Annotated in this window: 16 protein-coding genes; 10 read left to right on the forward strand and 6 right to left on the reverse strand. The window is 73.9% G+C overall.

Annotated features, from left to right (window positions below; all coding sequences use genetic code 11):
• Nucleotides 1–12: 12 nt before the first annotated feature.
• Together mycP and ACFYUS_RS18120 are read right to left on the reverse strand one after the other, a co-directional pair.
• Nucleotides 13–1197, reverse strand: coding sequence for a type VII secretion-associated serine protease mycosin (mycP, locus tag ACFYUS_RS18115; protein WP_388852356.1), 1185 nt, complete (start codon nucleotides 1195–1197; stop codon nucleotides 13–15).
• Entirely contained in the window at nucleotides 1194–2003 is an 810-nt protein-coding gene (locus ACFYUS_RS18120; RefSeq protein WP_388852359.1) for a hypothetical protein, read from the reverse strand. Before ACFYUS_RS18120 ends, mycP begins: the two co-directional genes overlap by 4 nt.
• A 1120-nt stretch (nucleotides 2004–3123) precedes the next feature.
• Between ACFYUS_RS18120 and ACFYUS_RS18125 the strand changes: the two genes are divergently transcribed.
• Complete coding sequence (locus tag ACFYUS_RS18125; protein ID WP_388852362.1) at nucleotides 3124–4326, forward strand: amino acid deaminase/aldolase; 1203 nt, start codon at nucleotides 3124–3126, stop codon at nucleotides 4324–4326.
• A gap of 52 nt (nucleotides 4327–4378) precedes the next feature.
• Here the strand turns inward: ACFYUS_RS18125 and ACFYUS_RS18130 are convergent, their stop codons facing one another.
• The gene (locus ACFYUS_RS18130; protein WP_388852365.1) at nucleotides 4379–5023 is read right to left on the reverse strand and encodes a GntR family transcriptional regulator; all 645 of its coding nucleotides are present in this window, start codon (nucleotides 5021–5023) and stop codon (nucleotides 4379–4381) included.
• Nucleotides 5024–5148: 125 nt separating this feature from the next.
• Here ACFYUS_RS18130 and ACFYUS_RS18135 point away from each other — a divergent pair, with 125 nt between their 5' ends.
• The 9 genes from ACFYUS_RS18135 to ACFYUS_RS18175 are packed head-to-tail and all read left to right on the forward strand — an operon-like array spanning nucleotide 5149 to nucleotide 16812.
• A complete protein-coding gene (locus ACFYUS_RS18135) occupies nucleotides 5149–7191 on the forward strand; it encodes a beta-galactosidase (protein WP_388852368.1) in 2043 nt (680 codons plus the stop codon).
• A gap of 25 nt (nucleotides 7192–7216) precedes the next feature.
• Complete coding sequence (gcvPA, locus tag ACFYUS_RS18140; RefSeq protein WP_388852371.1) at nucleotides 7217–8566, forward strand: aminomethyl-transferring glycine dehydrogenase subunit GcvPA; 1350 nt, start codon at nucleotides 7217–7219, stop codon at nucleotides 8564–8566.
• Complete coding sequence (gcvPB, locus tag ACFYUS_RS18145; RefSeq protein ID WP_388852374.1) at nucleotides 8563–10203, forward strand: aminomethyl-transferring glycine dehydrogenase subunit GcvPB; 1641 nt, start codon at nucleotides 8563–8565, stop codon at nucleotides 10201–10203. Before gcvPA ends, gcvPB begins: the two co-directional genes overlap by 4 nt.
• Nucleotides 10200–11306 (forward strand): ATP-NAD kinase family protein, encoded by a 1107-nt coding sequence (locus ACFYUS_RS18150; protein ID WP_388852377.1) that lies wholly within the window; start codon nucleotides 10200–10202, stop codon nucleotides 11304–11306. The genes gcvPB and ACFYUS_RS18150 overlap by 4 nt, the downstream gene beginning before the upstream one ends.
• On the forward strand, nucleotides 11303–12052 hold the full coding sequence (locus tag ACFYUS_RS18155; RefSeq protein ID WP_388852381.1) for an SDR family NAD(P)-dependent oxidoreductase: 750 nt from the start codon (nucleotides 11303–11305) through the stop codon (nucleotides 12050–12052). The genes ACFYUS_RS18150 and ACFYUS_RS18155 overlap by 4 nt, the downstream gene beginning before the upstream one ends.
• Nucleotides 12053–12110: 58 nt before the next feature.
• Complete coding sequence (locus ACFYUS_RS18160) at nucleotides 12111–13412, forward strand: ABC transporter substrate-binding protein (protein ID WP_388852384.1); 1302 nt, start codon at nucleotides 12111–12113, stop codon at nucleotides 13410–13412.
• A complete protein-coding gene (locus ACFYUS_RS18165) occupies nucleotides 13409–14377 on the forward strand; it encodes a carbohydrate ABC transporter permease (RefSeq protein ID WP_388852386.1) in 969 nt (322 codons plus the stop codon). Before ACFYUS_RS18160 ends, ACFYUS_RS18165 begins: the two co-directional genes overlap by 4 nt.
• Nucleotides 14378–14386: 9 nt before the next feature.
• The gene (locus ACFYUS_RS18170) at nucleotides 14387–15226 is read left to right on the forward strand and encodes a carbohydrate ABC transporter permease (protein ID WP_388852389.1); all 840 of its coding nucleotides are present in this window, start codon (nucleotides 14387–14389) and stop codon (nucleotides 15224–15226) included.
• The gene (locus ACFYUS_RS18175) at nucleotides 15226–16812 is read left to right on the forward strand and encodes an amylo-alpha-1,6-glucosidase (RefSeq protein ID WP_388852392.1); all 1587 of its coding nucleotides are present in this window, start codon (nucleotides 15226–15228) and stop codon (nucleotides 16810–16812) included. The genes ACFYUS_RS18170 and ACFYUS_RS18175 overlap by 1 nt, the downstream gene beginning before the upstream one ends.
• A gap of 9 nt (nucleotides 16813–16821) precedes the next feature.
• On the opposite strand, the gene ACFYUS_RS18180 is transcribed toward ACFYUS_RS18175, so the two are convergent.
• From ACFYUS_RS18180 to ACFYUS_RS18190, 3 genes are all read right to left on the reverse strand, one after another.
• On the reverse strand, nucleotides 16822–18087 hold the full coding sequence (locus tag ACFYUS_RS18180) for a haloacid dehalogenase-like hydrolase (protein ID WP_388852395.1): 1266 nt from the start codon (nucleotides 18085–18087) through the stop codon (nucleotides 16822–16824).
• A gap of 81 nt (nucleotides 18088–18168) precedes the next feature.
• Nucleotides 18169–18954 (reverse strand): 3-oxoacyl-ACP reductase, encoded by a 786-nt coding sequence (locus ACFYUS_RS18185; protein WP_388852398.1) that lies wholly within the window; start codon nucleotides 18952–18954, stop codon nucleotides 18169–18171.
• 5 nt (nucleotides 18955–18959) lie between these two features.
• A complete protein-coding gene (locus ACFYUS_RS18190; RefSeq protein WP_388852401.1) occupies nucleotides 18960–20315 on the reverse strand; it encodes an aldehyde dehydrogenase family protein in 1356 nt (451 codons plus the stop codon).
• Nucleotides 20316–20342: the final 27 nt, after the last annotated feature.

Below are 20342 nucleotides of genomic sequence, written 5' to 3' on the forward strand. Positions count from 1 at the left end.
TCCGGGCGTCGGCTAGGAGGTCCCGTGGGCGCGCCGGAGCATCACGGCGGTGAGGAGCAGGAGGGCGCCGAGTCCGCCGGCGACGGGGGCGAGCAGACCGAGGGGGTGGCTCTCCTCGGCGGCGGGGAGGGGGCCGGGCCCGAAGTACCGGCCCTGGTAGCCGGTGGCGGTGTTCTTGGGGTCGCCGCCCTTGATCCGGGCCCCGGCGGCGATCGCGGCGGCCGGGTCGACCGTCCCGTACCCCTTGGCGTCGCTGTGGCCGCCCTTCGGCCGGTTGCGGGCGGTGTCGATGAGGAGCCGCTTGATCTGGGCGGGGGTGAGGTCGGGGTGCGCGGAACGGACGAGGGCGACGGAGCCGGAGACGAACGCGGCGGCGGCGCTGGTGCCCCAGCCCTCGTAGTAGCGGCGGTCGGGGTCGGCGATGACGATGTCGTCGCCGGGGGCGCTGACGGTGGCGTACCAGCGGCGGGTGGAGAAGGCGGCGTGGGTGCCGTAGCGGTCGACGGCGGCGACGGCGATGACGCCGGGGTAGGCCGCGGGGTAGGAGATGTGGTCGCCCTTCTCGCCGCCGTTGCCGGCGGAGGCGACGACGGAGACGCCCTTGGCGAGGGCGTACTGGACGGCGGCGTCCTCGCCCGCGTCGGGGTGGGCGGACTTGGAGTCGTCGCCGAGGGAGAGGTTGATGACGTCGGCGCCGTGGTCGGCGGCCCAGCGGATGCCTTCGGCGAGGGCGGTGCCCCGGGCCTTGCGGGCCTTGTCGCGGGCCTTGTCGGTGGATTCCAGGATGACCCGCACGGGGAGGATCCGGACGTCGGGGGCGACGCCGAGCACGCCGTCCTGGCCGCCGGGCCCGTGGCCGTGCCCGGCGATGATGCCGGCCATGGCGGTGCCGTGCCGGGCCCAGGCGCGGTCGCCCCTGGACGCCCCGAAGCCGATGAGGTCGCGTCCGGCGAGGACGGAGCCCGCGAGGTCGGGGTGTTCGGCGTCGACGCCGGTGTCGAGGACGGCGACGGTGATGCCCTTGCCCCGGGTGGTGCGCCAGGCCTCCGTGGTGTGGAGGGCTTCGAGGCCCCATTGGCGGGCCCGGATGGTGTCGGCGTGCGCGGGGGCGGTGGTGGCGGGCAGGACGGAGAAGGCGGCGGCGAGCAGGGCGGCCGCGCCGGCGCGGGCCCGGTGCCGGTGGGTGGGTCGGGTCACCGGGCGTTCTCCTCGGCGGCCGTGGTGGCGGCCGTGCGCAGCAGGCGTACGAGGCGTTCGGTGATGCCCTTGGCCTCGTGGCCGAGGCCGGACTGGGCGGTGGCGTCGGTACGGTTCGCGGTCATGGCCCGGTCGGCGGGGACGGGCCCGCCGTCGACGGTCCGGCCGTCGGCGAAGCCGGAGACGGCGGTGACGACGACGGGGAGGTCGGCGGGGGCGTTCAGCCACCAGGCGGCGCGCTGCGGGGCGCCGAAGCGTTCGGCGACGGTGCCGGGTCCGGCGAGGGCCGGGGGGACGTCCGTGCCGAGGCTGACGGTGAGGTCCTTGCCGAGGGTGCGCTGGGTGGCGGCTTGGGCGCGGGTGAAGACGAGGCCGACGGTGATCACGCTGCTGGAGGTGGCGTCGGTGTACGTGGCCCGCAGGACGCGCTCGCAGCCGAGCGGCTCGACGGTGGCGAGGAGGCCCTGGGCGAGGACGGCGGGGGTGCACGCGGCGTCCGGGGCGACGACGATCCGCGTCCAGACGCGGTCCGCGCCGCCGGGGCCCGCGCCGGGCCCGGTGAGGGTGCGGGGGAAGAGCGCGTCGACGGGCACGTCGTGCCAGAGGTCCTTCGCCTCGGCGTATCCGACGGGTTCGGCGGGCTTCCCGGGCTCGGCGGCGGCCAGCCACACCCCGGCGAGCGCCCCTCCGATCAGCCCGAACCCGAGCACGGCGCAGACCGCCACGGCCACGGTCCGCCCGACACGCCGCTCCCGCACGGCCCGCAGCCGCGTGGTGACCTCGCCGGGCGCCTCGGGCGGCGTCACGCCGGAGCCGTAGGGGTGGCCGTACGGGGGGAGGGGACGCGGAGGTACGGACGCGGCGGGCGGGAGCGGGGACCCGGTGGGGCGCGCGAAAGCGTGGGGCGCGGGGCGGGCGGGCTCGTGCGGGGCCCCGGCGGGGCGCCCGGCAACCGCATCGGCGGGCTCCTGCGGGGCCTTGGCAAGGCGCCCGGAAGCGGAGGCCACGGGCCGGGCCGGGCCGGCCACCGGTCGGGGGGAGGCGCCCGCCGCCCCGGCGGGGGTTGTCGTGGGCCGAGCGGGGGTGGCGTCGGGCCGGGCGGCGCCCGCCCCGGCGATCCCGGCCGCGGGCTCGACGGGCCCGCCGCTGGACGCGTCATGGGCCGACGCGGACCAGGCGGGGGCGGCCGCGGGCCGCGTGGGGGCGTCCGTGGGCCCTGCGGGGGCGTCCGCGGGGCGGGCGGGAAGGGGCATCGCCTCGGCGGAGGCAGACACCGGACCAGCCGGAGCGGACACCGGCCGAGCCGGAACCGGCATCGCCCTGGCAGAGGCCGACACCGGACCAGCGGGAACGGACGCCGACCCGGCCGGAGCGGGCGTCGCCCCGGCGGGGGCCGGGGCGGGTCGGGGTGGGGCGGGCGCGGGCCGTGTGGGGGCGTCCGTGGGCCCTGCGGGGGCGTCCGCGGGGCGGGCGGGAAGGGGGATCGCCTCGGCGGAGGCAGACACCGGACCAGCCGGAGCAGACACCGGACCAGCGGGAACGGACGCCGGACCAGCGGGAACGGACGCCGACCCGGCCGGAGCGGGCGTCGCCCCGGCGGGGGCCGGGGCGGGTCGGGGTGGGGCGGGCGGTGTGGTCGGTGGATCCGCCGCCGGGCCGGGCGGCGGCGTCGCCGGGTGGGGCCGTGGGGGCGTCGCCGGGCGGGGGTCCGTCGGGGAGACGGCGCGGAGGCGGGTCGTCGTCTCGGTCGCCGGGGGGTCCGTCGGGAGGAGGGCGTCCGTGATGCGGGAGGGCGTGGGGCGGTGCTCGCCGGTCATCCCCGTCCCCCTGCTCGTGTCGACAATGTCCGCCACTCTACGGGCTGTTCCCCCGAGCACGGGAACCCAGGGGCTACCCACCCGTAAACCTGTCTGGCAAGCTCGGGCCATGACTCCCCGTGCCGCTGACCGGGCCCGCTACGACCGGGCCACCGCTCACCTCGACGCGCCCGTGGCGATCGTCGACCTGGAGGCCTTCGACGCCAACGCCGCGGACCTCGTGCGCCGCGCCGGGGGCAAGCCCATCCGGGTGGCCAGCAAGTCCGTGCGGTGCCGGGCGCTGCTCGAACGGGTCCTCGCGCGGGACGGGTTCGCCGGGATCATGTCGTTCACGCTCGACGAGTCGTTGTGGCTGGCGCGGGCCGGGTTCGAGGACGTGCTGCTCGCGTATCCGTCGGCCGACCGGTCCGGATTCGGGGAACTCACGCGGGATCCGAAGCTCGCCGCCGCCGTGACGGTGATGGTGGACGACGTGGCGCAGCTCGATCTGATCGACGCCGCCCGCGCGGGCGGGACGGAGGAGGTGCGGGTCTGCCTGGAGCTGGACACCGCGCTGCACCTGTTCGGCGGTCGGGTACGGGTCGGGGCGCGGCGCTCGCCGCTGCGGGAGCCCGCCGAGCTGGCCGAGCTGGCCCGTTCCGTGGTGCGGCGTCCCGGTTTCCGGCTGGTCGGGATCATGGCGTACGAGGGGCATGTCGCCGGCGTCGGGGACGCGGTCGCGGGCCGGCCGCTGCGCTCGCGGGCGATCCGGCTGATGCAGGCCGCGGCCCGCAGGGAGCTGGCGGAGCGCAGGGCGGCCGTGGTGCGGGCGGTCCGGGCGGTGGCGCCGGAGCTGGAGTTCGTGAACGGCGGCGGCACCGGCAGCGTGCAGCACACGGCCGCCGAGGACGCGGTGACGGAGATCGCGGCGGGTTCGGGGCTGTTCGTGCCGCGCCTGTTCGACAACTACACGTCCTTCAGCGGGCGCCCGGCCGCGCTCTTCGCGCAGCCCGTCGTCCGCCGCCCCGGGGTGGGCGTGGTCACCGTGCTCGGCGGCGGCTACCCGGCGTCGGGTGCCGCGGGCCCGGACCGGCTGCCCGTGCCGTATCTGCCGGAGGGGCTCCGGTACGACCCGCAGGAGGGTCCCGGCGAGGTGCAGACCCCGCTGCTCGGCTCCCCCGCCGACGATCTGCGGATCGGCGACAAGGTCTGGTTCCGGCACGCGAAGGCCGGGGAGCTGTGCGAGCGGTTCGAGAGCCTGCACCTGGTCGAGGGCGATCGGGTCACGGCGACCGTGCCCACGTACCGCGGCGAGGGCATGACCTTCCTCTGACATCGGCATCCGACGCAGGCGTCCTCGGTGACGCCCGCGGAGGCCCCGGGGGTCAGTCCCCGGGGATGTGGGCGAGCATGCGCTCCATGCCGCCCACCCAGTTCGCCCGCAGCATGGTGATGGCGCCCGGCAGGTCGTCGTCCAGGAGCCTGCGGGCGATCTCGCAGTGCTCCTCCGACTCGCGGGCCACCGGCTCGTCCTCGGCGACGACCAGGTTCTCGTAGCGCCGCATCCCGCCCTTGACCCGGGTGAGCAGGTCGAGGAGCCGTTCGTTGGTGCAGCCGCTGAGCAGCAGGCCGTGCCATTCGTCGTCGCGCCGGTCGACCGTCTCGTGCGCGGCGACCTGGTCGGGGAACCCCTGGGCCAGGTCGAGGAGCCGCGGGGCGATGCTCCGCAGGTGGGCCGGGTCCGAGGATTCGAGCGCCAGGGCCTCCAGGGCCGCGACGATGGCCACCAGTTCGCGGAACTCCTGGCGGCTGACGGGCGCGAAGCGGAAGCCGCGCCCCTGACTGCTCTCCAGCACGCCTTCGCCCGCCATCGCGATCAGGGCCTCGCGCAGCGGGGTGCGGCTGACGCCCAGCTCGGCGGCCAGCGCGGCTTCGTTGACATCGGAACCCGCGCTGAACTCGCCGCGGGTGAGGCGGTCCATGAGCTCGTCGCGGATCTGCTCGCGCAGCGGGCGGCGTTCGATCGCCATCAAGGTCCCCAATCCCCGTCTTCTTCCGATCTCCAGCGTACCCCTTGACCGTATGCAGAGTACTGAACTAAGTATTTTGAATACAAAACACCGGACGGGGTCCCCGACCCCGGAGGAGGGGGAACATGGGCGGCCTGACACGGGTGCCGGGGCTGCTGTTCGGAGGCGACTACAACCCCGAGCAGTGGCCGGACGAGGTCTGGCAGGAGGACGTCCGGCTGATGGCCGAGGCCGGCGTCAACCTGGTCACCGTCGCCGTCTTCTCCTGGTCCCGACTGGAACCCGCCCCCGGCGCCTACGCGTTCGACTGGCTCGACCGCGTCCTCGACCTGCTCCACGCGCACGGCATCGCCGTCGACCTCGCCACCGCGACGGCCACCCCGCCGCCCTGGCTGGTCCGGAGCCACCCCGAGGTCCAGCCCGTCGACGCCACCGGCACCCGGCTGGAGTTCGGCTCGCGGCAGGGCTACTGCCCGTCCTCGCCGGTCTTCCGCGCCGCCACCGTCCGGCTGGCCCGGGCCATGGCCGAGCGCTACCGGGAGCACCCCGCGCTCGCCATGTGGCACATCAGCAACGAGTACGCCGACCACACCGCCGAGTGCTTCTGCGAGGAGTCGGCCCGTGACTTCCGGCGGTGGCTACGGCACCGCCACGGCACCCTCGCCGGGCTCAACTCCGCCTGGGGGACGTCCTGCTGGGGCCAGCACTACACCGACTGGGAGCAGATCGAGCCGCCCCGCAAGGCCCCCGGACCGGTCAACCCCACCCAGCTGCTCGACTGGCGCCGGTTCTCCAGCGACGCGCTGCTGGCCTGCTTCGAGGCCGAGCGCGAGGTCCTCAAGGAGGTCACGCCGGACGTCCCGGTGACCACCAACTTCATGAGCGTCCTGCGCGACCTCGACTACTGGAAGTGGGCCGCCGCCGAGGACCTGGTCAGCGACGACGCCTACCCCGACCCCGCCGACCCCCGCTCCCCCGTGAAGGCCGCGCTCAGCTACGACCTGATGCGCTCGCTGAAGCGCGGGCCGTGGCTGCTCCTCGAATCCGCGCCGAGCGCGGTCAGCTGGCGCCCGGTCAACGTCCCCAAGGACCCGGGCGTGATGCGCCTGCACAGTCTCCAGGCCCTGGCGCACGGTTCGGACGGCGTCATGTTCTTCCAGTGGCGCCAGGCCCGGTACGGGCCGGAGAAGTTCCACTCGGCGATGCTCCCGCACGGCGGCACCCGGACCCGTCAGTGGCGGGAGACGGTCGCCCTGGGCGCGGACGTCCGCCGGCTGGCCGAGATCGCGGGCAGCACCACCGAGGCCGAGGTCGCCCTGCTCCTCGACTGGGACAGCTGGTGGGGTCTCGAAGCCCCCGAGTCCATGCCCTCCGACCGGCTCCGGCTGCACGAGCTCCTGCTCGCCTGGTACGCGCCGCTGCACGCCCGCGGCATCGCCGTCGACCTGGCCCCGCCGGACCGCGACCTCTCCTCGTACCGGCTGGTCATCGCCCCGAACCTCTATCTGTGCACCGCCGAGCGGGCCGCCGCTCTGGCCGCCTTCCCGGGGCAGCTGGTGGTGGGCCCGTTCAGCGGGGTCGTCGACGCCGACGACCAGGTCCACGACGGCGGCGCCCCCGGCCCGCTGCGCGGACTGCTCGGCGTACGGGTGGAGGAGTGCCGGCCGATCCCCGACGGCGGGAGCCAGGAGGTGGTGACGGCGGACGGCACCCGGCTGCTCGCCCGCACCTGGAGCGAATGGCTCTCCGTCGACGGCGAGGACGGAGAAGACGGCGACGGCGAGGACGCCGGGAGCGCCCAGGACGTGGAAGTACTGGCGCGCTACTCCGGCGGGCCGCTGGACGGCCGCCCGGCCGCCACCCGGCGCGGCACCGCCACCTACCTGAGTTTCCTGCCCGAGGACCCGGCGCCGCTGCTCGACGGGATGCTGGCCGCCGCCGGGATCACCGGGGTGACCGGGCAGGGCCTCCCCGAGGGGGTCGAGGCCTGCCGCCGGGGCCCGTACCTGTTCCTGCTCAACCACGGGGACGCACCGGCGACCGTCCCGCTGCCGGCGCTCGCCGCGCCCCGCGCGGACACCCCGCCCACCGACCTGCTGACCGGCCGGACGCTGCCTGCCGGTCCCGTCACCATCGCGCCACGCGACGCCGTGGTCCTGAAGTCCTGACCGAAGCCCTGACCGAGGAGTGCCAGTGGCCCATCCCTACATCCCCAACGCGGGGCCCGAGGCGCGGGCGGCGATGCTCGCCGAGATCGGCGCCCCCGACGTCGCCGAGTTCTACGGCGACATCCCCGCCGACCTGCGGCTCGCCCGCCCGCTCGACCTGCCCGCGCCGTTCGCCGACGAGCAGGGCCTGGTCCGGCACGTCCGCGGCCTGCTGGCCCGGAACACCGACCCGGCCCAGCTGCTGAGCTTCCTCGGCCACGGCTGCTATCCGCACCACGTCCCGGCGGTCTGCGACGAGGTCAACGGGCGCAGCGAGTTCCTGACCGCCTACGCGGGCGAGCCCTACGAGGACCACGGCCGGTTCCAGGCCCTCTTCGAGTACGTCTCGATGATGGCCGAGCTGCTGGAGATGGACGTCGTCAACGTCCCCACGTACGACGGCTTCCAGGCGGCCGGTACGGCGCTGCGGATGGCCGCGCGCCGCACCGGCCGGAGCCGGGTGATGGTCAGCGGGGCGATCGCGGCCGACAAGCTGGCCAAGATCCGCGACTACCTCGCCCCGGACGTCGAGGTGCTGCTCGCCCCGGTGGCCGACTCGGGCGAGATGGGCGAGGTCCGGCTGGACGACGGTTTCGCCGCCCTGTACCTGGAGACGCCCACCGTCCACGGCGTCGTCGAGACCCGCGGCCGCGAACTGGCCGAGCTGGCGCACGGGGCGGGTGCCCTGCTGGTCGTCGGCACCGACCCGATCTCGCTCGGGGTGCTCGCCCCGCCCGCCTCCTACGGCGCCGACCTGGTCTGCGGCGACATCCAGTCGCTCGGCATGCACCCGCAGTACGGCGGCGGCCAGGCCGGGTTCATCGCCTCCCACGACGAGGAGCGCCTGGTCGCGGAGTTCCCGTCCCGGCTGTTCGGCATCGCCCCGACCGCCGTCCCCGGCGAGTACGGCTTCGGTGACGTCTTCTACGACCGGACCTCCTTCGCGCTGCGCGAGGAGGGCAAGGAGTGGGTCGGCACCGCCGCCGCCCTGTGGGGCATCACCGCCGGCGTCTACCTCGCCCTGATGGGCCCGCGGGGCATGCGGGAGATCGGCGAGACGATCCTCGCCCGCACCCGGTACGCGATGCGGGCGCTCGCCGCCGCCGGCGCCGTGGTCCGCCACCAGGAGGCCGTCCACTTCCGGGAGTTCGCCGTCGAGGTCCCGGACGCCGACGCCCTGCTCGACGCCCTGCACCGCCGGGGGATCCTCGGCGGCGTGCGGCTCGGCCCCCGGGAGGTGCTGGTCTGCGTCACCGAGACGCACTCCGTCGCCGACATCGACACCCTCGCCGCGGCCGTCAAGGACGCCCTCTCCGCCCTCGGAGGCACCGCATGAGCTCGCACGGAGCACCCGAACCCTTCGCCACCCTGCCGGTCGCGCCCAAGCCCGCGCTGCGGCGGTTCCACCAGGCCCGCTGGGACGAGGAGGTCATCTTCGAGCTGTCCCGCCCCGGACGGCGCGGAGTCGGCGTCCCCGCCCCGGACGCGCCCCTGGTGGAGCTGCCCGAGGGCGTCGCCCGCCGCACCCCGCCCGCGCTGCCGGAGCTGTCGCAGAACCAGGTGGTCCGGCACTATCTGCGGCTCTCCCAGGAGACGCTGGGCGCCGATCTGAACATCGACGTCGGCCAGGGCACCTGCACGATGAAGTACAGCCCCAAGGTCAACGACGCCTTCGCCCGCGACCCGAGGGTCGCCGACCTGCACCCGCTGCAGCCCGAGTCCACCGTGCAGGGCGTGCTGGAGGTGTACTGGCGTCTTGAGCAGATCCTCAAGGAGATCTCCGGGATGGCGCGGGTCTCGCTCCAGCCCGGCGCGGGTTCCTCGGCGATCTACGCCAACATCGCGATGATCCGCGCGTACCACGCCTCCAGGGGCGAGGGGGAACAGCGCGACCAGGTGATCACCACGATGTTCTCGCACCCCTCGAACGCGGCCTGCGCCAAGGTCGCCGGGTACGAGGTCATCACCCTGATGCCGGACGCCGAGGGCCTGCCCGACATCGAGGCGCTGCGCGCGGCGGTCGGCCCGCGCACCGCCGCGCTGATGATCACCAACCCGGAGGACACCGGGATCTTCAACCCGCGGATCCGCGAGTTCGTCGACCTGGTCCACGCGGTCGGCGGCCTGGCCTGTTACGACCAGGCCAACGCCAACGGCATCCTCGGCATCACCCGGGCCCGGGACGCCGGCTTCGACCTGTGCCACTTCAACCTGCACAAGACCTTCTCCACGCCGCACGCGTGCGGCGGTCCGGCGGCCGGCGCGTGCGGGGTCGCCGAGGCGCTGGTGCCGTTCCTGCCCGGCCCGGTCGTCGACCGCGTGGCCGACGGCGGCCACGGGGCCGTGTCCGGCGCGGAGTCCGGCGCGGATGCGTACACGCTGACCGTGCCGGAGCGGTCGGTCGGCAAGATCCGGCCGTTCCTCGGGGTCACGCCCAATGTCGTCAGGGCCTACGCCTGGGTGATGGCGCTCGGCGCGGAGGGCCTGCGCGAGGTCGCCGAGACCGCCGTGCTCAACAACAACTACCTGATGAGCAAGGTCCTGCGGATCCCCGGCGCCTCCGTCCCGTGGGCGCAGCGGCGGCGGGTCGAGCAGGTCCGCTACTCCTGGGCGGAGCTCACCGAGGAGACCGGTGTGCACTCGGAGGAGATCGGCGTCCGGGCGGCCGACTTCGGCGTGCACTACTGGACCAGCCACCACCCGTACGTGGTGCCGGAGCCGTTCACCCTGGAGCCCACCGAGTCCTACTCCCGGGAGGACCTGGACGAGTACGCGGCGATCCTCGCCCACGTCGCCGACGAGGCCCGGGAGAACGCCGAGTTCGTACGGAACGCGCCCTACCGGCAGACCGTGCACCGCATCGACGCCTCCTCGCTGGACGATCCGGCGCAGTGGTCGCCCAGCTGGCGCGCCTATCTGCGGAAGCACGGCGGGCAGCGCGAGGGCGCGCGGGGCGGGACGCCGCAGGAATGATCGTCGGCCTGATCGTGAACCCGGTCGCGGGCCTCGGCGGCGCCGTCGCCCTCAAGGGCAGCGACGGGCCCGGCGTCCAGGCCAGGGCGCTGGCTTTGGGCGCCGTCCCGCGGGCGGGCGGGCGTGCGGCCGCCGCGCTGCGCGCCCTGCGGGCCCGGCGCCCCGGGCTGCGGGTCCGTACCGTGGCCGGCCCGATGGGCGAGGACAGCGCGCTGGCCGCCGCCGTCCCGTACGAGATCGCCCACCGTCCCCGTGCCGGGGCCGCCACCGGCGCCGGGGACACCCGCGCGGCGGTGGCGGCGCTCGGCGCGGTGGACCTGCTGCTGTTCGCGGGCGGCGACGGCACGGCGCGGGACGTGCTGGACGCCGGGCCGCGCCCGCCGGTGCTGGGTGTGCCGGCCGGGGTGAAGGTCTACTCGGGCTGTTTCGCCGTCAGCCCGTTCGCGGCCGGGGCGACCGCCGCCGGCTTCGACGGGGGGACCGTCGAGGCCGAGGTCGTCGACCTGGACGAGGAGGCGTACCGGTCGGGGCAGGTCGGTGCCCGGCTGTACGGGACCCTGCGGGTGCCGGCGGCGCGGGCTCGGCTCAGCGGCCGCAAGACCGGCTCCTCGACGGCGCCGCCGGGCTCGGCCGATTCCATCGCCCGCGCGGTGGTGGCGGCCATGCGCCCCGGTGTCGCCTACGCGCTGGGGCCCGGTGCGACCACGCTCGCCGTCGGGCGCGCGCTCGGTCTCGCGCTGACGCCGCTGGGCGTGGACGTCGTCCGGGACGGCGTCCTGCTCGCCTCCGATGTGACGGAGCAGCAGCTGCACACCTGTGCCATGTCACAGGTGACGCAGGGCGTCCTGTCCGTCATCGGGGGCCAGGGCTTCGTGATCGGGCGCGGCAACCAGCAGTTCAGCCCGCGGGTGCTGGCCGCGCTCGGCGGGGTCGTCGTCCTCGCCACCCAGCAGAAGCTCGCCGCGCTCGGCGGGCGGCCGCTGCTCGTGGACAGCGGCGACCCGGCGGCCGACGCCGCCTTCGCCGGCCATGTCCGGGTCGTCACCGGCCACCGTGAATCCGTGCTCTACCGCATCCAGTCCGCCAGTGAGGAGCTCCCATGAACACCCTGAGCGACAAGGTCGCCGTCGTCACCGGCGGTGCCTCCGGCATCGGCCGGGCCACCGCCGAACTGTTCGCCGCCGAGGGCGCCTCCGTGGTCGTCGCCGACCTCGCGGACGCCGGCGAGGTCGTCCGGGGGATCGAGGCCGCCGGCGGCCGGGCGGTGGCGGTGCGGGCCGACGTCTCCGAGGAGGCCGACTGCGAGCGGATCGTCGCCACCGCGGTCGAGACCTTCGGCGGCCTGCACGTCCTGTTCAACAACGCCGGGATCATCCGGCGCCGGACCGCGCTGGAGACCTCCGTCGAGGAGTGGGACCGGGTGATGGCCGTCAACGTCCGCTCCGTCTACCTGATGTGCCGCTTCGCCGTCCCGGCGATGACGGAGGGCGGCTCGATCGTCAACACCGGCTCCGGCTGGGGGCTCAAGGGCGGCGGCGACGCGCTCTCCTACTGCGCCTCCAAGGCCGCGGTCGTCAACATGACGCGCGCCCTGGCCATCGACCACGCCGCCGCCGGCATCCGGGTCAACTCGGTCAACCCGGGCGACACCATGACCCCGATGCTCCGCGACGAGGCGCGCCAACTCCAGGAGGAGTGGGCGGCCTTCGAGAAGGACGCCGCCGACCGGCCGATGGGCCGGGCCGGATCGCCCCGGGAGATCGCCAACGCCGTGCTCTTCCTCGCGAGTGACGCGAGCAGCTACATGACCGGCTCCGCCCTGGTCGTCGACGGCGGCGGCCTCGCCTGACCCCGTACCCGCACCACTCCTCCCCCTCTCCCCCTCACGAAAGCCCAGGAGGCACCCGTTGTCCGCTTTCACGAGAAGAACCACCCTGCTCACCCTCGCGATAGCCCTCGCCACCACCGTCTCCGCGTGCAGCGGCGCCGGCGCGGGGGCGGAGGGGAAGGGCGGCAAGGTCACCCTGCGGTGGGCGACCTGGGGCTCGGCCGAGGACGCCGCGGTGTTCAAGGCGTTCACCGACGAGTTCGCCAAGGAGCACCCGGACATCACCCTCAAGCTGGAGCAGGTCTCCTCCTACGAGGACTACCACCCCAAGCTGATCACCCAGTTCACCTCCGGGACCGCCCCCGACGTGGTCTACGTCGGCGACGACTACATCGGCAAGCTCGTCGCCGACGGCGTGCTCGCCCCCCTCGACAAGCAGCTGGCCGGACCGCAGAGCCACAGCAGGCCCGAGGACTTCTTCGAGGGCATCTACGGCGGCGCGAAGAAGGACGGCGTCACCTACGGCGTCCCGAACGACACCAACCCCGAGGTCCTCTGGTTCGACAAGAAGGCCCTCGCCGAGGCCGGGATCACCGAGGACCCGGCCGCGCTGAACGAGGCCGGCCAGTGGACCATGGCCAAGTTCCTGGAGATGAACGCCAAGCTCAAGGCCGCGGGCAAGTACGGCTCCGTCTTCTGGAACTGGTACGGCGCCAACTACAGCGTCGTCAACGGCTTCGGCGGCAAGGTCTGGGAGAACGGCAGGTTCGTCGCCCCGTCCGACCCCAGGACCCGGCAGGCGTTCAAGACCCTCGCCGACGGCTACCGCGACAAGACCTTCGCCTCCGCCGACCTGCTGCCCGAGGGCAACAGCGCCGGCACCCAGTTCATCAAGCACAAGGCGGGCTTCTACGCCGGCGGCCGCTGGGTCATCGAGAACATCGACAAGGGCGGGTCCCGCGAGGGCTACGACGTCGTGCCGTTCCCCTCCGAGTCCGGCCGGCCGATCCCGGGCGCCGTCGCCGCCTCGTACCTGGCGATCAACAAGGACAGCGGGCACCAGAAGGAGGCCTTCGCCTTCCTCACCGAGTTCGTGAGCAAGGAGGGCCAGAAGCTGCGGCTCAAGGGCGGCAGCGCCGTCCCCTCCGTCAAGGGCGCCGAGAACCTCGTGACCGACGGGAACTACCCGGCGCACGCGAAGACCTTCCTCGACGTGCGCGACCGCGGCTTCGCCAACTACCCCGACGAGGTCGCCGTCCCGGGCCTGACCAAGGCGATCAACGACCAGCTGATGAAGATCTGGGAGGGCAAGGTCGGCTTCGACGAGGGCATGACCCAGCTCCAGACCCTCGTCGACGACATGAAGGGCAAGCAGGGGTGAGCGCCCTCACCCAGTCGGCGACCCGGCGGCGGAAGACCTCCGCCGCCGGGCCGGCCCCCGCCGCCCCGGCCGCCGGCCGCGAGCCGCTCTGGCGGCGCCGCGACCGCCGGTGGGCCCTGTTCTTCCTCGCCCCCCAGCTGCTCGGCCTGCTGGTCTTCCTGGTCGGCCCGCTCGGCTTCGCCGTCGTGCTCTCCTTCATGCGCTGGGACGGCCTCGGCGACTCCACCTGGATCGGCCTGGACAACTTCCGCGCCCTGCTGACCGACCCGGAGTTCGGCCGCGCGGTCTGGAACACCGTCAAGATCGGTCTGATCACCGTCCCGGGCGGGCTCGCCCTGGCCCTGCTCATCGCGCTCGCCCTGCACAACGTCCGCGGCCGGACCGTCTACCGGGTGGTCTACTTCCTCCCGGTCGTGACCAGCTCCGTCGCGGTGTCGGTGATCTGGCAGATGATCCTCGGCGGCGGCGCCGACGGCATCCTCAACGGCACCGTGCACGACCTGCTCGGGATCACCCTGCCCGACTGGCTGTCCGACCCGGACTGGGTGGTCGTCGCCGTCGGCGTGGTGACGATCTGGTCCTCGCTCGGGCTCAACGTCGTCATCTTCCTGGCCGGGCTCTCCACCGTCCCGCCGAACCTGCTCGAAGCCGCGCGGATCGACGGCGCCGGACCGTGGCAGACGCTGCGCTCGGTCACCCTCCCGCTGCTCTCCCCCACCGTCTTCTTCACCGTGGTGGTGTCGGTGATCAGCTCGTTCCAGGCGTTCGACCTCGTGTACGTCCTGGTCAACCCGGACCACAACGAGGGCGCCCAGACCATCGTCTACAAGGTCTACCAGCAGGGCTTCCGCGAGTTCCACTTCGGCCTGTCGAGCGCCGCCGCGCTGCTCCTGCTGCTGCTGACCCTGGTGGTCACCGCGGTCCAGTTCAAGGCGCAGAAGCGCTTCGTCCACTACGAGTCCTGAGGCGCCCCCATGACCGTTCGGAACACGACCGCCCCCGGCCGGCTCCTCCTGCACGCCGGCCTCGCCATCGGCGGCCTGCTCATGCTGTTCCCGTTCGTCTGGATGGTCCTGACCTCCTTCAAGGGCGTCGGCCAGATGATCCACGAGCCGCTGTCCTGGCTCCCCTCCCCCTGGCGCGCCCGGAACTACCCCGACGTGCTCGACGGGGTCCCCATCGGCCGGGCCTACTGGAACAGCCTCTACATCGCGGCGATCACCGTCGCCGCGACCCTGCTCACCGGCGCGATGGCCGCGTACGCCTTCGCCCGCATCCCGTTCCGCGGCTCGGGGCCGCTCTTCGGCCTCTTCCTCGCCACCCAGATGGTCCCGGCCCAGGTCACCATCGTGCCGCTGTACATCATGCTGGCCAAGCTGCACCTGATCGACTCGCACCTGGCGCTGATCCTGCCGGCCGTCGCCAACCCCTTCGCGGTCTTCCTGCTGCGCCAGTTCATCCGGGCCGTCCCGGTCGAACTGGAGGAGGCGGCCCGGATCGACGGCGCCGGCCGCTGGACCATCTTCTGGCGGATCGTCCTGCCCAACATCCGGCCCGGTCTGTGGACGCTCGGCATCATCGTCTTCCTGGCCAGCTGGAACAGCTACTTCTTCCCGCTGGTGTTCCTGAACACCTCGGAGCTCTTCACCGTCCCGCTGCTGCTCGACTCCTTCAACTCCCAGCGCGGCGGCATCGACTACGGACTCACCGCCGCGCTCTCCGCGATGACCGTGGTGCCGATGCTGATCGCCTTCCTGATCGGGCAGCGCAAGATCCTCAACAGCATGGCCTCCTCGGGCCTGGGAGGACGCTGATGTCCCCTTCGTACGACGTCGGACTCGACCTGGTCGAGCGGCCGTTCACCGACCGCGGCTCGCGCCTCCTCGTCACCGCAGGGCCGGACGGCCTGCGGGTCGCCAGGGCCGAGTACGAGACCCCGCTCGACGAGACCACCGAACTCTCCGCGCTCGTCGTGCGCGACCCGGCCGGACGGCCGCTGCCCGTCCGCGCGGCGACGCCCGTCGAAGTCGCCTTCGAGGGCGGGGTGTCGCTGCTGTTCGCCGACCCCGCGACCCTGGTGCTCACCGGACACGGGGCCTCGGCGTCCTGGCGGCTGCCCGACGGGACCGGGCGGACGCTCGCCCTCGACGGCTGCCACGTCCTGACCGGTCCGCCGGGCGAGTGGTCGGCCCCGGCCGTACGCGCCGCCGCCGAGGCCCGCTGGACGGAGTGGTTCGACCGCATGCCGCCGGTCCGGCCCGACCTCGCGGAACGCGCCCGGATGGCCTGGTGGACGCTGGCCGTCAACCTGCTGCCGATCGCCGGCCGCGAGGGGCTCGTCCCGTCCAAGTACGGCTACGTCGGCGTCTGGAACTGGGACGCCCTCTTCCACGTCGTCGCCCTGCGGCACGCCTCCCCGGCGCTCGCCCGCGAGCAGATCCTGTTCTTCCTCGACCACCAGCTCCCGGACGGCCGGCTCCCCGACGTCGTCCACGACCACGGCGTGCTCGCCGACACCACCGACCTGCCCCGCGCGGACCACGCCCGGCTGGCCGAGCACGTCGGCAGCGCCAACGGCAGCCGGCCCACCCGCGCGCCGGTGCCGGTGACCAAGCCGCCGCTGGCCGCCTGGGCGGTCTGGAAGGTCCACGAGAGCGACCCGGACACCGACTTCCTCGCCGCCGTCTATCCAGGGCTCGTCCGGGCGCACGAGTGGTGGTTCGCCGGTTCCGACCCGGACGGCGACGGCCTCCCCGAGTATCTGCACCCCTACTCGTCCGGCCTCGACGACAGCCCGATCTGGGACTACGGCCCCCGCGCCGAGCCCCCGGACCTCAACTCCTACCTGGTCCTGGAGGCCGACCGCCTGGCCGACATCGCCGACGCCCTCGGCCGGCCCGCCGAAGCCGCCCGATGGCGCGCGCACGCCGCCGCGCACGCCGCGCTCCTGGTCGCCCGGCGCTGGGACGGCAGCCGCTTCACCACCCTGGCGGCCGGCGCCCCCGTCCCCGTCCGCACCGCGCTCGACCTCATGCCGCTGTTCACCGGCCGGCTGCCCGCCGAGGTCGCCGCGGCCCTGGAGCGGGACCTCCGCTCCCCCGCCTTCTGGGGCGAGCGCCCGGTCCCGACCGTGGCCTTCGACGACCCCGCCTTCGACCCGGACGCGATGTGGCGCGGCCCGGTCTGGCTCAACGTCAACTACCTCCTCGTGGAGGGCCTGCGCCGCTCCGGCTTCCCGGACACCGCCGACGAGCTGCGCGAGCGCACCCTCGCCCTGGTCCGCGACGCCGGCGGCCTCTACGAGTACTGGAACCCGCTGACCGGGGCCCGGGCCGCCCGCGCCACCTCCGGATTCGGCTGGTCGGCCGCCCTCTTCCTCGACCTCGCCGCCGAGCGGTGAGCCGGGCGGTCAGGAGAAGACCGCGTCCAGCTGGTCCGGGACGATGCTGCCGTCGGCGCGCCGGACCGGCTGGGCCGTGCCGTCGCCCGCCGTGTAGCCGGTGGTCGAGCAGGGGTACGGGCTCGTCTTCCGCTTCTTCGGCTCGATGAACATGGGGTTGACGAGCCAGCGGCCGTCCCCGTTCTCGTACGCCCGGCACATGAGTTCGTTCTTGTTGCGGTTGAGGACCAGGCGCAGCCCGGTGGCGTCCCGCAGGAAGGAGATGTCGGTGTCGGAGTCGCCGGCGGCGAAGACCTGGCGGCGGGCGGCGGGCTGGACGCGCTCGGCGGCGGGGCCCCGGACGGCGAAGATCTCCTGGTTGATCCAGCAGCGCTTGCCGTCGATGTAGGTGATCATCGCGTCCTCGCCGTCCCGGACGGTGCCGCAGCCCTTGAGGTGGCTGGTGAGGCGGCCGTGGTCGGTGGTGTTGCGGATGCCGACGGCGTGGGAGGGGTCGACGCCGACGCCCTTCGCCCAGACGTCGACGACGGGTTCGGGCGAGGCGGAGACGATCCAGACGTCGAAGCCGCCGTCCTGGAGGGTGTGGATCAGGTCCCGCTGCTGCTCGTAGTAGCGGACCCAGCCGGTGACCTTCGCGGTGCCGACCTGCTGGGTGGCGCCCTGCGGGGCGGCGAGGTTCTCGGCGCGGGCGGCGGCCGCGAAGGAGGCGGCCTGGCGGGTGGTCCAGCCGTGCAGGAGCTGGGCGAGCCAGGCGTACTGCGGCTCCATGCGGCGGTGGTCGTAGCCGGCGAAGGCGGTCTTCCCGCCGGTGGTGGCGCCCGAGCCGTAGACGGAGAGGAGTTCGTCGGCGCAGCGGGCGTCGGTGGAGGTGGGGAGGGTGCGGACGCCGGCGGGGCAGGCCTCGCCGAGGGCGGTGGCGGCCTCGGGGGTGAGGTAGCGGCTGGTGGTGGACCAGTCGCCGTCCTTCGGGGGCCGGACGCGGTCGTTGCGCAGGAGCCAGTAGAAGGTGGCGTCGCCGACGTCGTTCTTGATGACGGTGTTGTCCCAGTCGAAGACCGCGACGGGCTTCCGGCCGCCCTTGTCCCCGCAGTGGTCGGCGATCAGGGCGTCGATGCGGGCCTTGTTGTCGCCGTACCAGCCCTCGGAGATCTTCAGCGCGGAGCACTCGGCGGGCCCGGCCTGGGGACGGGCCTCGGCGTTCGGCGCCGCGAGGAGGCCGGTGGCGGCGAGGGCGAGGGCGGCGGCCGCGGCGGAGGTGCGGAGCTTGTCGTTCATGATCACTCTCCTGGGTGTACGCAGGACAGCCGGGCGCCCAGTGACGCCCGGCTGTCGGGTGGGGGGATTCGAGGTGAACGGTTAGAGCGGGGTCACGTACGCGCCGGAGATCCCGCCGTCGACGAGGAAGTCGCTGGCGTTGACGAAGGAGGAGTCGTCGCTCGCGAGGAAGGCGACGGCGGCGGCGATCTCCTCGGCCTCGGCGAAGCGGCCGACGGGGATGTGGACGAGGCGGCGCGCGGCCCGCTCGGGGTCCTTCGCGAACAGCTCCTGGAGGAGCGGGGTGTTGACGGGCCCGGGGCAGAGGGCGTTGACGCGGATGCCCTCGCGGGCGAACTGCACGCCCAGCTCGCGGGACATGGCGAGGACGCCGCCCTTGGACGCGGTGTACGAGATCTGGCTGGTGGCGGCGCCCATGATGGCGACGAAGGAGGCGGTGTTGATGATGGAACCCTTGCCCTGGCGGCGCATGTAGGGCAGGGCGGCCTTGCAGCAGAGGTAGACGGAGGTGAGGTTGACGTCCTGGACGCGCTTCCAGGCCTCCAGGCCGGTCTCCAGGATGGAGTCGTCGTCGGGCGGCGAGATGCCGGCGTTGTTGAAGGCGATGTCGACGGAGCCGTACGTGTCGAAGGCGGTCTTGAACAGCGCCTCGACCTGCTCCGGGTCGGTGACGTCGACCTGGACGAAGGTGCCGCCGACCTCCTCCGCGGCGGCCTTGCCGGCGGTCTCGTCGATGTCGCCGCAGACGACGTTGGCGCCCTCGGAGGCGAGGCGGCGGGCGGTGGCGAGGCCGATGCCGCTGCCCGCTCCGGTGATGACGGCGGTGCGGCCGACGAGACGGCGGCAGATGATCTCTTCGGTGGTCATGCGGTTCAGGCCTCCGTGCTGAGGAAGACGTTCTTGGTTTCGGTGAAGGCGGTCAGGGCGTCGGGGCCGAGTTCGCGGCCGAGGCCGGACTGCTGGTAGCCGCCGAACGGGGTCCAGTAGCGGACGCTGGAGTGGGAGTTGACGGAGAGGTTGCCGGCCCGGACGGCGCGGGAGGCGCGCAGGGCGCGGCCGACGTCGCGGGTCCAGATGGAGCCGGAGAGGCCGTACTCGGTGGCGTTGGCGAGGCGGATCGCGTCGGCCTCGTCCTCGAAGGGGAGGACGACGGCGACGGGCCCGAAGATCTCCTCGACGGCGCAGGGGGCGTCCTCGGGGAGGCCGGTGAGGACGGTCGGCGGGAACCAGAAGCCGGGCCCCTCGGGCGCCTTGCCCCGGATTCCCTCCAGGTCTTCGGTGACGTAACCGCGGACGCGGTCGAGCTGGACGCGGGAGATGAGCGGGCCCATCTGGGTGCGTTCGTCGAGCGGGTCGCCGACGACGATCTCCTCGATGGCGGGGGCGAGGAGCTCCAGGAAGCGGTCGTACGCGCTCCGCTGCACGAGGATGCGGGTGCGGGCGCAGCAGTCCTGGCCGCTGTTGTCGAGGAAGGACATCGGAGCGGCCGCCGCCGCGGCCTCCAGGTCCGCGTCGGCGAAGACGATGTTGGGGCTCTTGCCGCCGAGTTCGAGGGTGACCCGCTTCACCTGGTCGGCGCACTTCGCCATGATCGACTTTCCGACCCGGGTGGAGCCGGTGAAGACGATCTTGGCGACGCCGGGGTGTTCGACGAGGGCGTTGCCCGCGACGGGGCCGGTGCCGGGGAGGACCTGGAAGAGGTCCTCGGGAAGGCCTGCCTCCAGGGCGAGTTCGGCGAGGCGGAGCGCGGTGAGGGGGGTGGTCTCGGCCGGCTTGAGGATCACGGCGTTGCCGGCGGCGAGGGCGGGCGCGGTGGCCCAGGCGGCGATCGGCATGGGGAAGTTCCAGGGCGCGATGACGCCGACGACCCCGAGCGGTTCGAGGATCGTGATGTCGAGGCCGCCGGGGACCGGGATCTGCCGGCCGTTGAGCCGCTCCACTCCCCCGGCGGCGAAGTCGAGCAGGTCGCGGACGTTGCCGGCCTCCCAGCGGGCGTTGCCGAGGGTGTGGCCGGCCTCGGTGACCTCCAGGAGGGCCAGTTCCTCGATGTGGTCGTCGACGACGGCGGCGAAGCGGCGGAGCAGCCGGGCCCGGTCGGCGGGCGCGGCGGCGGCCCAGCCGCGCTGGGCGGCGGCGGCGCGGGTGACGGCGGCGTCGACGTCGGCGGGGGTGGCGGCGGGGACGGTGGCGACCGGCTCTTCGGTCGCCGGGTTCAGTACCTGGAGCAACGCGTTCCTCTCAGAAGCGATTCAGCG

Origin of the sequence: Streptomyces sp. NPDC004284, from assembly GCF_042874035.1 — a bacterium.
In the GTDB taxonomy this organism is placed as follows: Bacteria; Actinomycetota; Actinomycetes; order Streptomycetales; family Streptomycetaceae; genus Streptomyces.

What these genes read in the sequence shown, in the direction of transcription:
- ACFYUS_RS18175 (WP_388852392.1), top strand. Translation starts at nt 15,226, where the DNA reads ATGTCCCCTTCGTACGACGTCGGACTCGACCTGGTCGAGCGGCCGTTC.
- ACFYUS_RS18170 (WP_388852389.1), top strand. Translation starts at nt 14,387, where the DNA reads ATGACCGTTCGGAACACGACCGCCCCCGGCCGGCTCCTCCTGCACGCC.
- ACFYUS_RS18155 (WP_388852381.1), top strand. Translation starts at nt 11,303, where the DNA reads ATGAACACCCTGAGCGACAAGGTCGCCGTCGTCACCGGCGGTGCCTCC.
- ACFYUS_RS18130 (WP_388852365.1), bottom strand. Translation starts at nt 5,023, where the DNA reads ATGGCGATCGAACGCCGCCCGCTGCGCGAGCAGATCCGCGACGAGCTC.
- ACFYUS_RS18150 (WP_388852377.1), top strand. Translation starts at nt 10,200, where the DNA reads ATGATCGTCGGCCTGATCGTGAACCCGGTCGCGGGCCTCGGCGGCGCC.
- gcvPB (WP_388852374.1), top strand. Translation starts at nt 8,563, where the DNA reads ATGAGCTCGCACGGAGCACCCGAACCCTTCGCCACCCTGCCGGTCGCG.
- ACFYUS_RS18125 (WP_388852362.1), top strand. Translation starts at nt 3,124, where the DNA reads ATGACTCCCCGTGCCGCTGACCGGGCCCGCTACGACCGGGCCACCGCT.
- ACFYUS_RS18135 (WP_388852368.1), top strand. Translation starts at nt 5,149, where the DNA reads ATGGGCGGCCTGACACGGGTGCCGGGGCTGCTGTTCGGAGGCGACTAC.
- ACFYUS_RS18185 (WP_388852398.1), bottom strand. Translation starts at nt 18,954, where the DNA reads ATGACCACCGAAGAGATCATCTGCCGCCGTCTCGTCGGCCGCACCGCC.
- ACFYUS_RS18180 (WP_388852395.1), bottom strand. Translation starts at nt 18,087, where the DNA reads ATGAACGACAAGCTCCGCACCTCCGCCGCGGCCGCCGCCCTCGCCCTC.